The sequence below is a fragment of the Pseudomonas sp. IT-P44 genome, from assembly GCF_949768225.1.
Classification (GTDB): Bacteria; Pseudomonadota; Gammaproteobacteria; order Pseudomonadales; family Pseudomonadaceae; genus Aquipseudomonas; species Aquipseudomonas migulae.
The window spans coordinates 73,121-86,911 of record NZ_CATKQM010000005.1 but is presented as its reverse complement, the minus strand read 5'-3'; the positions used below and the strand labels follow the sequence as shown (position 1 = coordinate 86,911).

Annotated in this window: 8 protein-coding genes; 5 read left to right on the top strand and 3 right to left on the bottom strand. The window is 62.5% G+C overall.

Annotation, left to right across the window (positions count from 1 at the left end; genetic code table 11):
- Nucleotides 1-148: 148 nt before the first annotated feature.
- Both mnxG and ACM6IO_RS02045 read right to left on the bottom strand, forming a co-directional pair.
- On the bottom strand, nucleotides 149-5,959 hold the full coding sequence (gene mnxG, locus ACM6IO_RS02050) for a manganese-oxidizing multicopper oxidase MnxG (protein WP_414910805.1): 5,811 nt from the start codon (nucleotides 5,957-5,959) through the stop codon (nucleotides 149-151).
- A gap of 308 nt (nucleotides 5,960-6,267) precedes the next feature.
- Nucleotides 6,268-6,876, bottom strand: coding sequence for a lytic transglycosylase domain-containing protein (locus ACM6IO_RS02045; protein ID WP_414910804.1), 609 nt, complete (start codon nucleotides 6,874-6,876; stop codon nucleotides 6,268-6,270).
- 196 nt (nucleotides 6,877-7,072) lie between these two features.
- Here ACM6IO_RS02045 and gspG point away from each other — a divergent pair, with 196 nt between their 5' ends.
- The 3 genes from gspG to ACM6IO_RS02030 all read left to right on the top strand — a co-directional run bounded on the left by gspG (nucleotide 7,073) and on the right by ACM6IO_RS02030 (nucleotide 9,518).
- Nucleotides 7,073-7,522 carry a type II secretion system major pseudopilin GspG gene (gene gspG, locus ACM6IO_RS02040; RefSeq protein WP_008043382.1) on the top strand — a complete coding sequence of 150 codons (450 nt, stop codon included), beginning with the start codon at nucleotides 7,073-7,075 and terminating at the stop codon, nucleotides 7,520-7,522.
- Nucleotides 7,523-7,534: 12 nt separating this feature from the next.
- Nucleotides 7,535-8,722, top strand: a complete 1,188-nt coding sequence (locus ACM6IO_RS02035) for a type II secretion system F family protein (protein ID WP_008043385.1) — start codon at nucleotides 7,535-7,537, stop codon at nucleotides 8,720-8,722.
- Nucleotides 8,723-8,870: 148 nt separating this feature from the next.
- A complete protein-coding gene (locus ACM6IO_RS02030; protein WP_008043388.1) occupies nucleotides 8,871-9,518 on the top strand; it encodes a hypothetical protein in 648 nt (215 codons plus the stop codon).
- A gap of 138 nt (nucleotides 9,519-9,656) precedes the next feature.
- On the opposite strand, the gene ACM6IO_RS02025 is transcribed toward ACM6IO_RS02030, so the two are convergent.
- Nucleotides 9,657-10,553, bottom strand: a complete 897-nt coding sequence (locus tag ACM6IO_RS02025; RefSeq protein WP_008043389.1) for a LysR family transcriptional regulator — start codon at nucleotides 10,551-10,553, stop codon at nucleotides 9,657-9,659.
- Nucleotides 10,554-10,709: 156 nt separating this feature from the next.
- Here ACM6IO_RS02025 and ACM6IO_RS02020 point away from each other — a divergent pair, with 156 nt between their 5' ends.
- Both ACM6IO_RS02020 and ACM6IO_RS02015 read left to right on the top strand, forming a co-directional pair.
- Nucleotides 10,710-11,729, top strand: coding sequence for an alpha/beta hydrolase (locus tag ACM6IO_RS02020; protein WP_414910803.1), 1,020 nt, complete (start codon nucleotides 10,710-10,712; stop codon nucleotides 11,727-11,729).
- 614 nt (nucleotides 11,730-12,343) lie between these two features.
- Nucleotides 12,344-13,777, top strand: a complete 1,434-nt coding sequence (locus ACM6IO_RS02015) for a mechanosensitive ion channel domain-containing protein (protein WP_414910802.1) — start codon at nucleotides 12,344-12,346, stop codon at nucleotides 13,775-13,777.
- Nucleotides 13,778-13,791: the final 14 nt, after the last annotated feature.

Genomic DNA, 13,791 nt, shown 5'->3' with positions numbered 1-13,791 from the left:
GCCAGCTCCTACACTTCGAACCCTGTAAACCCGATCCCTTGTAGGAGCGAGGCTTGCCCGCGAAGGCGTCATCCGCCATACCACCCACAACCGAGGTGTCCCCTTCGCGAGCAAGCTTCGCTCCTACAGGGCTGGTGTCGCACAACGTCTACGGTGCCGGTTCAGGTTCGTTGGTCACGCGCAACAAGCCCCAGAGCCCGGCGGTATTGCCGTAGGCGCCGTAATCGCGGAACAGGTAGTCGCCCGGTATCGCGTTGCTGCCCCCGGCACTCGGGTGCATGAAGCTGAAATGCGCCGCCGGCAGGATGCTTTCGTGGGCGCCGATGTACATCGACATCGGGTTGACCCCGAACCGCACCGAACCCACGCCTGGTGTGCTCATCGGATAACCGCCGGTGTCGCTCTTCTCCGACTGGAACGGGTTGACCGACCAGACGTGACCGTCCAGCTGGAACGTCGTGCCGCGGCTACCCCCGGATGGCATCAGGATGTGCGTGCGGAACGGTTGCCCCGGTTTCACATACAGCACCGGCGTCTGCGGATCGCCGCCCACCAGCGCATTGCTGTACGCCATGTGCGCGTTGGGCACGTCGCCGTAACCCGCGCCGTCGGCGTGACCGAACGGCGCATCCGGCGCCAGGCCGAAGCGGAACCATATCGGCTCGGCCTTGTAGTTGATGGCCATGCTTGAGTTGTCCTGTGGATCGGTCGGCACACCGAGGCCTTCGGCAGCGATGCCTTCCACCGGCCGGCCATTGGCCCAGCGAATGTTCAAGGCTTTCTGCCAGACCATCGCAAAGTCGCGGTAAGGGGTCTGCCCCGGTGCGGTGACCGTCGCCGTGACTTTGCGCGCGTCGTCCACCCAGGTAGCGCCGACCGGCAGGATGCTCATCGCGCCACCCAGGCCTTTCTGCGGTTGCTTGATCACGTCCGCCGGGGTGAAATTCAACCCGCCGAACTCCACGGCCGTGGCGTTGATGTTGTCGACGTTGCGACCCAGTTGAGTGATCGGTTTGCCTTCACGCTCCAGATGCCCGGCGTAGTACTGATAAGTACGGGTCGGGTAGGCGCCGCTGTTGCCAACCCGCGGTGGCACGGTCTGGATCGGGTTGGCGCCGACGTTGGTGCCGTCGGATTTGGTGATGTCGTACGCCAGCAATTGCGCGTGCAGGCCCACGTGGCTGGACGGCCGCACCAGGTTGTTGCTGAAGGTGGTCGAGCCCTGTCCGCTGTTGCGATCGCGTTTGACGATGCCTTGCATCACCGCCGTCTGGGTCAGGTCCGGCATGACCATGGGCAGACGGTTTTCCAGGGTGATGTTGATGCAGTCCCCCGCCGTTGCGCGCAGTACCAGCGGTTCGACAGGCACACCGGGCTTGAGCTTGCCGGTGACCGTGTCGAGGTCAGACTTGCGCACGTAAATGATCGCGGTCGGGTCATGCAGCGGACCGCTTTGCCCGCCGATGGTGATGGTTTCGCCATCCTCCGGATCAGTCACGGTGACCTGCGGGATATTGACCACCCGCGAGTTGTACACCAGGGTGCCGCCTGCCGGATTCAACGGCCCGCCGACATGCTGGCCGATGCCCGCCGGATCGCCGAGGGCCAGGTTCAGCGGATTGCCGAGAATGTCGTTGGCCAGTGCCGCGACCACTTCATAGTTGCGTTGCACGGTCGGCCGGGTGCCGATGCCATTCGGGTTGGCGCTGATCCGTGGGCAAGTACCGTCGAACGCCACGGTGTTGCGCATCCCCGCCGGTTTCGGATTGTTCGGCAGCGCGAACAGATCGCTGCGCTGGGCCGTGTAGTTACGCATCACGCCCCAGATCCCGCTCCAGTAACCTTCGAGGGAGGCGTCCATCGAGTACAGGTAATCACCCGTGGTCGCCGCCGAGCTGGACAGCATCGAGACCGGCGCAATGAAGCCCATCTGCTCGGAGATCCCGATCATTTGCGACGAGCGCCAACCCGAGTTGGAGCTGTTGCCGTAACCGGAACCGCTTTGCAGCCACTTCACCCCGTGCAGGGTCACGTTGTGCTCTTCTTCGTGACCGCCGGCATGCACCCGCAGCCGCACGTTGTCACCGGTGTAGGTACGCAGCATCGGCGTGAACGGATCACCCGGTTCCGCGCCGCCACGGTTGATGTGCGGCGGGAACAAAGTGGTGCCGCCAGTCGGGCCGGTGGCGGCGGTGATCAGGTTCGGCGCCTGGTTCATCGCCGGGATCGCACGGTCGGTGCGGCTTTGCATGGCGTACGCCAGATCGCCGCCGAGGCCGTAGGCCTGCATGCCGCGCTTGCCGTCCGGGCCGATCTTGTAGGGGTCGTATACCCTCAGGGCCAGCGGTTCGTTGCGGTAGTTGACCACGAACATGCCGGGGTCATCGACCGAGATCGCTTGTGGGCACGGCCGGCTCGGGCAACCGGGGACCATACCGCCCTGCACTTCGAGAATGCCGTCCAACAGGGTGCTGGCGTTGTTGCGCACCGGCGGATTGATCGCGTAGCGGAAACTGTCCGCAGTGGCCGGGAACGCTTGTGGATTCGGCACCCCATTGGGACCCGCGCCCACGTACACACCGGCTTCATAGGCATGCTGGAAGTCGCTGTACTCAAGGAAGAACTCACGGAAGCTGTCGTTCTTGCCGTCGCCATCCAGATCGCCGGTGGACACCACGGCTTGCCACGAAGTCGGCCCGCCATCCTGGCGCGCGCCGCTGTACAACGGCTCGCCGGTTTCGGCGTGGAACCAGGTGGAACCGGCCGGTTCAGCCAGCACGGTGGCGTACAGACCAATCTGCTGGTGAGTCGATGGCCCGAGGTGATCGTGGGTGAAAATGGTCCCCAGGCCACGGTCGACACCTTTGCTGTTCACCACCGGGTCGGCAAACCAGCGCTGCATCGCAGTGCGCGCCCCGACCCAGTCGGCCCGGCCAAACTGGCCGAAGTACGGGTGGTTTTTAGCTTTCGGGCAGGCCGGTGTGCCGTCACGCGGGTCAGTGCCCTGGCATTGGTTGAACTCGCGGATGGCGTGGATGCGTTCTTGCACCGCACCGGGGGAAAGTACGCCGTCTTCGTAGTTCCAGCCGTTGGCCGACCCGTCCGCCGCCGTCAGGTCCCATTTCGGCAAGTGAATGTGCTGGCCGATCACGTCAGTCGGCGTGCGCACCTGATAGTCGTCCATTTCATAGGTGGCCGGCACCAGGTTGGTTTGCTGGTATTGCACGCAGTCGAGGGTGTTCATGCGCATCACCAAAGGCTCTGGCGGACGCTGCTTGGTGATCACCGGCCAGGCGTCTTCCCACAGGGCCAGAATGCGCGCTTGCGGGAAGTGGTAGCCGACCTTGTTGTAGACCGCGTCGAACTGGATGTTCGCCGCTTTGTAGACCCGTGGCCGGTCAGCCGTGAAGGTCGAGGCCCCGCTGAAGGACATGCCGTCGAGCCGTTCGCCGCTGAAAAACTCGCCCATGCCGGCACTGCTGGTCAGGCGTTTCTGCCGGTCGTCCATGCACGGTTCGTAGAAAGGCGCACCGGCGACTGGCAGCGCGCCGTTAGTGCGGAAGGCGCGTGCGACGATTTGATTGCCGGGCAGCACGGCGAAGCTCGGGTGGTCTTTTTTCGCGTGGAAGGCCATGGCCGCCTGTTCGACTTCGGTGCCCTCTTCCGGCAGGTAAAGCGCTTTGGCGCGGGTCACTTCCTTGGAGAAATCCAGCGAGGTGGTCACGGTGTTCGCCTCGCCACCGGCAGAGAAACCGTCCAGGGAATGGCGTCCCAAACCGCCGTCCCAGCCACCGGACTGCGCCGGATCGAGGTTGGCCCACAAGGCATTGCCGCTGGTTTTCAAGGCATAGGCCTTGGCGGCGTCGAGCATGTCCAGCGGTGGGGTTGGTGGACGTTGGCCGACCGAACTTTCCATGCCGCCGATCCAGAACGGATATCCAGGGTTTTTCAGGCTGCCGTCGGCGTTGCGGTTGGCGTAGCTGCGGTCAACCAGCGCCAGGGAGCCAATGGCCTGGGCGCCACCGCTTTGCTCACCGTCGCCGTCTTCATCATCGCCATTGCCAGCCACCAGGGTCTCGCCGACTTTCGGCACGACCACGACCTTGCCCGGCATCGGCGCCATGGCTTTGCCCGGTAGCGGCACGACCGCTGGAATCGGCGTGCCGGCAATGATCTCGCCATCGGGCAAGGCCCGGGCGCCAGCGGCCGGTTTACCGCTGCGCAGTGCATAAGGTTCGCTGTGATAACCGTCGGCGCCCTGCTGGGACACCTCGAGTCGGGTGCCTTCTTCAAACACGTCATGCACCCGCCACATGCTCCACATGCCTTGGGCGAAGTGCGGATAGAAGTGGCAGTGATAGATCGCATCACCGGCGACGCGATTGCGGTTGCCCGACCCGCCGTTGGCGATTTCATAGGTGTAGCCGGCGCCCGGCCCGATGCCTTGGGCGTCCACGTAGTCAGAGTTGTCGTCGTTGGGATTGAACAGCCACTGATGCCCGTGGAGGTGGAAGATGTGTTGTTCGTGGCCGTTGTGGGTGTTGCGGAATTTGACGAAGTCACCGATGTAGCTGTGGTTGACGTTGGACGGCTCGGACGGATACAGCGCCATCGTCGCCTTGACCCCGACCTGATCGGCGCGCGGTGTTTCGCCCGGCCGGATGCTTTCCAGACCGGCGTTGGCCGGTACGTCCACCAGCATCGCCACGTCGCCGACGGTGTGCGAGCTGAGGAAGAATTCTTCATAGGCACAAGACAGGCAATCGTGCATCGGCCCGACGCCTAACCGGTTGGCCACCACTTCGGCGCCCATGCCGCCAGAGCCGTAGTTGATCATGAACGAATCGCGGGTCGGCTCCAGCACGTGGGCCATGACCGGGTCTTCCCAGTACGCGGGGAATGCCTGGGTCGCGGCGGTTTCATCCTGGAATTGCGAGGCGAAATCGCGGAACGGTTCCAGCCGGTTAGGCAGCGCCGGGTTGCGTTTGCCGATGGCTTCCAGCGGATAGGTCGACGGCGGGAAGCTGCCGTCGGCGTAGCTGCCCATGACGATCGCATCGCTCTCGCTGGAGATGATTTCGTTGCCATCGACCATGTTGATGATCGGCGTGCCGGCCTTGCCTTCACGAATCCACGGTTCGCGCTGCGGGTAACGTGCCTGGTAATCGACAATCGGTTGACCGGCCGGCGTGCGGCCGGTGCTGGCGAGGCGCATTTCTTCTTCGGTCACGGTGTTGCGATAGGTGCGGCCGCCCTTGGGCACCACCACCACTTCGCCGAACAGGCCATTGGCGACGTTGCCCGCATCGCCTTCACCACCGAACGTTGCACCGCGGCTGCTGGCGGCGAACGCTCCTTCACGCTCGGCGTACAAGGTGTAGGAACGGGTCGCGCCGGGGGCAACCAGCGTATTGGGGTTGCGTCCGGTGTAGGCCGAAATGTCGTCAATGCTGTTGACCGCCTGCAGACCATTGACCTGAAAGCCGACGTGGCGGTCGGTGACCTGCTCATCAACCTTGAACTGCTCCGCGTTGCCGATTTCTACCTCGCCCTCGATTTCCCCCTCTTCTTCCTCGCCGCTGTCGTGACTGCCAGGGTTGGCCTGATAGGCCAGCAGGTTCTGCAAATTGATGGTCAGGCAGTCACCGGCGGCAACCCGCAACACCAATGGACGCGGACGCTTGTCGGGCCGCAGCGAAACCTTGCCCGGCACCGCTGCGCCACCGTAGGCCAGGGACACATTGTGATCGTCGACTACATCACGACGCAGGGCGAACATCATGCCGTTGGCGTTTTGTGCGCCGAGGCGGTTGAACATGAGCGGTTGATCCAGCGCCACGACGTTCGCCACCAGATTTCGTTCACAACGCACGGCGGCTTCGGCCAACTCGATGCCAAACAGGGGTGCAACAAGCAGCAGCAAGTTAACCAAATGATGAGCGTGGGGTATGCCGGTCATAATCACGGGCCTCGCTTTGGGTACTCACGGGAATGATTCTCGACAAATCCCCTGGAGCAATCCGCATGCCATAAATTTTTTTGTTATTTTTCAGCTAGCTACGTAAACGACTTGATAAGTCGGGGGATATTCCCCACCCAATCCCCACCATTCGGGTTGCCCTCTGATTCCAGCAAAACGCCCACACTTGTAGGAGCCGGCTTGCTGGCGATCGGATTTGTGGACAGGTGGTGATTGTGAAAATGCTTTCGCCGGCAAGCCGGCTCCTACAGATGAATGTGTTGCCCCACATGTGGGGCCATCACCCATCACAGCGGCGCATCCACGGCCAGGCCTTGCAAGCGGCGATATTGGCGCAGCACGCTCGGCACATAACGGCGGGTTTCAGCGAACGGCGGGATCACCCCGCCACGGCTCAGCACGGCTTGCGGCCCGGCGTTGTAGGCCGCCACGGCGAGCGCGATGTCGTTGTCAAACAGGGTCATCAGGCGCTTGAGGTATTTGGCCCCACCCTGAATGTTGGCCTTGGGGTCATAGACGTTGGTCACGCCCATTTCCCGGGCGGTATCGGGCATCAATTGCATCAGCCCGCCAGCCCCCTTCGATGAGGTCGCGCCGGAGTCGTAGTGGGACTCGGCCTGGATCACCGCATGCAACAGCGCCGCCGGTAATTGATTGGCCTTGGCGGCCGCCGAAACCAGCTCGGCATAGGGTTGCCGGGCAATCATCTGTGGCTGTTGATCAAGGCTGACCTGCGACGATTCAGGCTCGCGGATCACCCGTTCATAGGTACGGCCGGGGCGGTGGACATTGGACAAAACGTAGCTGCCCTTGCTGTCCACGGAAACGAATACATCGGCCTGAGCTGTGCCTGCCAGCAGCATGCAGCCGAGCAGTCCAGTGGTGAGTGTTTTCATTATTCTGTCTCCCCTGACCGGCCCCGAAAAATGGGGCTATTGCCCCAATGACCGGTAGTGAACCAGCCATACGCAAGCACTGTGCCGTAAGCGCGAAGGCCAGTAGTTCAGGGGGTTCGGCAGGATGTCCGGGGGGTGAGCATGGCAATTGCATGAGCCTCTGTGGCGACCCTTCTGCCGACTGTGTGAGGTCATCATGAATCATCGTCTGTGTTGTGCCCCGCGTAACGGCTCACCGCGAGCCCAGCGCGGGTTCACGTTGCTCGAACTGTTGGTGGTGCTGGTGGTGCTGGGGTTGTTGGCCGGCATCGTCGCGCCGAAGTATTTCGCCCAACTCGGCCGCTCCGAAGTGAAGGTGGCCAAGGCGCAAATCGAAGGACTGGGCAAAGCGCTGGATTTGTACCGCCTGGAGGTCGGCCATTACCCGTCGACCGAACAGGGTTTGCAGGCGCTGGTCACCGCGCCCAGTGACGAAACCCGCTGGACCGGCCCCTACCTGGCGAAAAAACTGCCGCAGGATCCGTGGGGCCGCAATTACACCTACCGCTACCCCGGCGAAAACGGTGAATACGACCTGTTGTCCATGGGCAAGGACGGTCAACCCGGCGGCGAAGGCGAAAACGCCGAAATCACCAGTTGGCAGTGACGGGAGGCGAGCATGCGCTTTCATCTCAAGGCCGTCGGCAAGGCTGGCGTGGTCTCGATGACGGTCGAGGCCCATGGGGACAGCGAGGCCCGACGCATTGCCGAAGACCAGGGCCTGCGGGTCGTCAGCCTGCAAGCCGAAAAGCACTGGCGGGCGTTGCGTCTGCAAAAGCGCGAGACGTTCAACCTGGTGCTGTTCAGCCAGGAGCTGACCACCCTGCTTAACGCCGGCCTGCCATTGATCGATGCGCTGGAAAGCCTGGCGGAAAAAGAAACCGCGCCACAGGCCCGCAAAACCTTGAGTGAACTGGTGCGCCTGCTTTATGAGGGCAAATCGTTCTCCCAGGCGCTGGGTCAGTTGTCAGCGGTTTTCCCCCCGCTCTACGTGGCCCTGGTGCAGTCCAGCGAGAAGACCGGCGCGGTGGGCGATGCGCTGGGCCGCTATGTCAGCTATCGCCAGCGCATGGACGAGGTTCGACAGAAGATCGTCAGCGCATCGATCTACCCCATGCTGTTGCTGGTGGTGGGAGGTGGCGTGGTGCTGTTTTTGATGGGTTACGTGGTGCCGCGCTTCAGCCTGGTGTTCGAAGGGCTGGGCAATAACCTGCCGTGGCTGTCACAAGTGCTGATGAACAGCGGGATGTTCCTGCATGCTCACCAGGGTGAATTCTTCGGCACCTTGGCGGCGGTCGTCGTCGCCCTCGCCTTCCTCCAGCGCCAACCGGCCTTTCGCCGGGGCGTGGACCGGGTGATCGAAAAACTCCCGGCAGTCCATCAACGCATCTTCATGTACGAACTGGCGCGCTTCTATCGCTCGCTGGGGATTCTGCTGCAGGGCGGCATCCCCCTCGTCACCGCCATGGGCATGGTCCGTGGCCTGCTCACTGCGGCCTCCCGCGTGCGCCTGGACCAGGCCTGCGAGCGGGTGCGCGAGGGGCAATCGCTGTCGACGGCGCTGGAGCTCAATCACCTCGTGACGCCGGTGTCCCTGCGCTTGCTGCGTGCCGGCGAGCAGTCCGGCAACCTCGGACAAATGATGGAACGCAGCGCGGATTTCTACGACGAAGAAATCAGCCGCTGGATCGAATGGTTCGTACGCTTGTTCGAACCCTTGCTCATGACCTTCATCGGCCTGTTGATCGGGGTCATCGTGATCCTGATGTACATCCCGATATTCGAACTGGCCTCGAGCATTCACTGACCCCGGGACAGGGTCGACTCGTACCGTTCATCGTTCATCGACGTTGCCACTGAATAAACCGGAACGTTGCAGTGTTCTCCCACTGAATCGAGCAGCAAGTTGCATTGTTCATCAACGTTCCAACCTGAATAAGAAGACGGAGAACGACATGCACATCAACAAGCTTTTACTGGCAGTAGCCATTGGCGCGGTTTTGTCGGCGTCTACCGTATTGATTCCGGACAGCCTGTCCGGCGTATCGAGCGCTCAGGCCAAGGATGGTGGGGGTGGTGGCGGCTCTGGTGGTGGTGGCGGCGGCTCTGGCGGCGGTGGCGGTGGCTCTGGCGGTGGCGGCGGTGGTGGAAACGGTGGCGGCGGCAACGGCGGTGGCCACGGCGGAAGTGGCAGTGGCGGCAATGGCGGCAGCGGTCACGGTGGAAACGGCGGCGGCAATAGCGGCAGCGGTCACAGTGGCAACGACCATGGCTCGGGACATTCCGGTAACACCGCCTCATCCGGTCGCAGCGGCACCCATGCCGAACCGGGAGACGATCACGGCGTTCACCACGCTGGTGAAGTCGGTCACAACCGTGGCGTTCATCACGCCGGTGAAATCGGTGACGACCACGGCGTTCATCATGCCGGTGAAGTCGGCCACAACCGCGGCGTTCATCGCGCCGGTGAAATCGGTGACGACCACGGCGTTCATCGCGCCGGCGAAATCGGCGATGACCACGGCGTTCATGTCGGCGGTGAACCGGGTGACGACCACGGCGTGCACGTCGGTGGCGAGCCGGGCGATGACAAAAGGTCCTGATCACCGCTGATTTCAGGAACCCCATAAACACAATGTGGGAGCGGGCTTGCTCGCGAAGGCGGAGTGTCATTCGACGTAACTGTTGTCTGACACTCCGCCTTCGCGAGCAAGCCCGCTCCCACAGGAACCGCGTGAAATCTAGAGTCCACCCTCGGTCTGATCCAGCCGCTCACGCAAAAACTCGATCAACGCCTGCACCGGTCGCGAACTCTGGCGATGCTGCGGGTACACCGCCGACAACGTCAGCGGCTGCGGGCGAAACTCATCCAGCACCGGCACCAGCCGTCCATCCTTCAACGCCGCCCCGACAATGAAGGTTGGCAGATACGTGATCCCCATCCCGGCAATGGCCGCATCCCTGAGCAACTCACCGTTGTTGACCCGCATCCGCCCGGTCACGTTGACCGCCAGCGGCTTGCCCTGCCCTTCAAAACGCCATTGCACCTGTCGGCCGTGGCCATACGGCAGGCAGTCGTGCGTGTGCAGGTCCTCGGGTTTACCCGGCGTTCCGCGCTCCGCCAGGTAAGCCGGGCTGGCGCAATACACCCGCTGGATCGAAGCGATGCGGCGGGCGATCAGCGTCGAGTCTTCAAGGATGCCAATGCGCAACGCCAGGTCGTAACCCTCGCTGAGCAGATCCACCGGGCGGTCGCTCAAATCCACTTCCACCGTGACATCGCGATAACGCTGCAAGAACACCGGCAGCAAACACCCCAAATGCGCCACCGCAAACGACAACGGTGCGCTCACGCGAATGGTGCCGCGCGGTTCGGTGGTCTGGCCGGCGATGCCCTGTTCCACCTGCTCGACTTCGCTGAGCAAGCGCAACGCCGACTCGTAATAACTCTGGCCCAGCGGCGTGACGTCCAGGCGCCGCGTGGAGCGGTTGAGCAAGCGTACGCCCAGGCGTTCTTCAAGTTGCATCAAGCGACGGCTGACGAACTGCTTGGACAGGCCCAATTGATCGGCGGCCGAGGTGAAGCTGCCGGAGTCCATGACCTGGCAAAAAATACGCATATCTTCGAACGGGTTCATTGTCACTTTCCGGTTGACAGTTAAACGCTTTATAGCCGCTTTTTCCCTTTCGAGCACCCTATTAATCTGTGTCCACGGTGTTGCTGAGGCCTGAGTCCCAGCGCAGCAGCAACCTGACCCTTAGGTAACCAATCTCTAATTAAAAAGGATTTGCTCATGAACCTCGTCAAAAAAACCCTGACCGCTTCCCTGCTCGCCCTCTCCGTCGACAACGCCTTTGCCGCTGGCAGCCCAGGCGTTGAACACAACACTCAAGCCTTCCTCGAAGCCCTCGCCGCCGGTGGCGGTAAACCGCTTGAGCAGTTGAGCCCGAAAGACGCCCGTGCGGTGCTGACCGGTGCGCAAAACTCGGTCAAGGTTGATCTGTCGGGTGTGGACGTCAGCGATCGTGCAATCAAGGTCGATGGTCAAACCATCAACCTGAAAATCGTGCGCCCGGCCAAGGTCAAAGGTGAGTTGCCGGTGTTCATGTTCTTCCACGGTGGCGGCTGGGTGCTGGGCGATTACCCGACTCACCAACGCTTGATTCATGACCTGGTGGTCGGCTCCGGTGCCGTCGCGGTGTATGTCGATTACACGCCGTCGCCGGAAGCGCACTACCCGACCGCGATCAACCAGGCCTACGCCGCGACCCGTTGGGTGGCCGAGCATGGCAAGGACATCGGCGTCGACGGCAAGCGTCTTGCGGTGGCCGGTAACAGCGTCGGTGGCAACATGGCTGCGGTCGTGGCATTGATGGCCAAGGAACAGAAAGCCCCGGCGCTGCGCTTCCAGTTGTTGATGTGGCCAGTGACCAACGCACAGTTCGACACCGGCTCGTACCAGCAATTTGCCGAAGGCCACTTCCTCACCAAAGGCATGATGAATTGGTTCTGGGACAACTACACCACCGACCAGGCCGAGCGTGCGCAGATCCACGCCTCGCCGTTGCAGGCCAGCGCCGAACAGCTCAAGGGCTTGCCGGCAGCGTTGGTGCAGACCGCCGAGTTCGACGTGTTGCGTGACGAAGGCGAAGCGTATGCCCGCCACCTCGATGCGGCCGGTGTGCCGGTCACGGCGGTGCGTTACAACGGGATGATTCACGACTTCGGCTTGCTCAATCCGCTGAGCCAGATTCCGGAAGTGAAAGCGGCGGTGCGTCAGGCCGCGCTGGAACTCAAGACTCATCTGAACTGAGTCCCCTCGCCCCTCCCACGGTCATCGTGCGAGGGGCTTTTCTGTAGGAGCGGCCGGGCGGCGCTCCGTTTGCCGGCGAAGGCGCCCTCAAATACGCCTTCGCCGGCAAGCCTGGCTCCTACAGGGGATCGGGTTCACACAGTTCAACTGTAGGAGCGAAGCTTGCTCGCGAAGGCGCCCTCAAATACGCCTTCGCCGGCAAGCCTGGCTCCTACAGGGGATCGGGTTCGCACAGTTCAACTGTAGGAGCGAAGCTTGCTCGCGAAGGCGCCCTCAAGTACGCCATCGCCGGCAAGCCTGGCTCCTACAGGGGATCGGGTTCGCACAGTTCAACTGTAGGAGCGAAGCTTGCTCGCGAAGGCGCCCTCAAGTACGCCTTCGCCGGCAAGCCTGGCTCCTACAGGGGATCGGGTTCGCACAGTTCAACTGTAGGAGCGAAGCTTGCTCACGAAGGCGCCCTCAAATACGCCTTCGCCGGCAAGCCTGGCTCCTACAGGGGATCGGGTTCACACAGTTCAACTGTAGGAGCGAAGCTTGCTCGCGAAGGCGCCCTCAAGTACGCCATCGCCGGCAAGCCGGCTCCTACAAAAAAATCAGACTTCCGGAGTTCTTCCATGTCCCTCATCTACGGTCATCTGCTGTCCTGGAGTGCGCTGTTGCTGGTCATCGACGCCGTGCTCTGGCACGTAGCGCCGTTCAAGTATCGCGTCACGCGGGTCGGTGTGCGCCTCGCGCTGTTTCTGATGTTCAGCGCGCTAATCATCAACGCCGGCGTCAGCCCGTTGCAGGCGCCGCTGTTGGCAGACGACCGCGTGGCGCAACTGGGCGCGACGGCGCTGGGGATTCTCTGGTGGCTGTACGCCGCCCGTGTGCTCACCGAAGTTATCGGCCTGCTGCTGATGCGGCGCATCGGGCACAGCGGGCGGTTGCTGCAGGACGTCATCGGCGCGCTGGTGTTTCTGATCGCCATCGTCGCCGCAGCCGGTTACGTGCTGGAGTTGCCGGTGAAAGGTCTGCTGGCGACGTCCGGGGTGGTGGCAATCGTCGTCGGCCTGGCGTTGCAAAGCACCCTGAGCGATGTGTTTTCCGGGATCGTGCTCAACACCACCAAGCCGTATCAGGTGGATGACTGGATCGTGATCGACGGCGTCGAGGGCAAAGTGCTCGACATCGATTGGCGCGCCACTCACCTGCTGACCAGCGCCGGCAGTACGGCGGTGGTGCCGAACTCGGTGGCGGCCAAAGCGAAGATCGTCAACCTGAGCCGCCCCGGCAACATGCATGGTGTGTCGATCAGCATTCAAGTGCCCAACCACATCCGTCCGCGTCGGGTGCTGGATGCACTGGACCGCACGCTGCAAGGCAGCAGCAGTCTGCTGCTCAACCCGACGCCGAAAGCCGTACTGAAAGAGGCCGGCGAAACCATGTCCGAATACGTGGCCAGCGGGTTTATCGCCGAACTCGGCAAGAAAAGCGAAGTGCGCAATCAACTGTTCGACCTCGCCCATCGGCACCTCGAAGCGGCAGGTATTTCCCGACAGCTCGACGGCGTGATCGAACCGACATCCCGCGCGCGGTCCTTGCTGGACGAGGTGAAAGTCTTCCGTTCCCTGAGCGAAGACGAACGCGATCGGATGGCCCATTCGATGGTCGCGCAGCAGTACGCGGCAGGTCAGGTGGTGCTGGAACTGGGTGAAGTGCCGGACAGCCTGATGGTCATCGCCACGGGCGTGGTCAGCGCGACAGTACCGGACGGCGTCGGGCAAACCGAAGCCGGGCGCATGGGGCCGAGCGAGGTGATGGGTGAACAGAGCATCCTCACCGATACACCGTCGCAGGCCACGTTCACCGCGTTGACCTCGTGCATCATCTACCGGATCGACAAATCCCTGACCCGCAGTTGCATGGAACAGCGGGTTGAGGTGGGTCGGGCGTTGAACAAGTTGCAGGCGGTACGGCAGCAGAACAGTCGGTTGGCGCTGCTGGCCAAACCGGTGCCGATCAAGAAAGGCGGATTCCTGAGTTGGCTGCAAAAACGCCAGGCATAAACCAAAACCTGTAG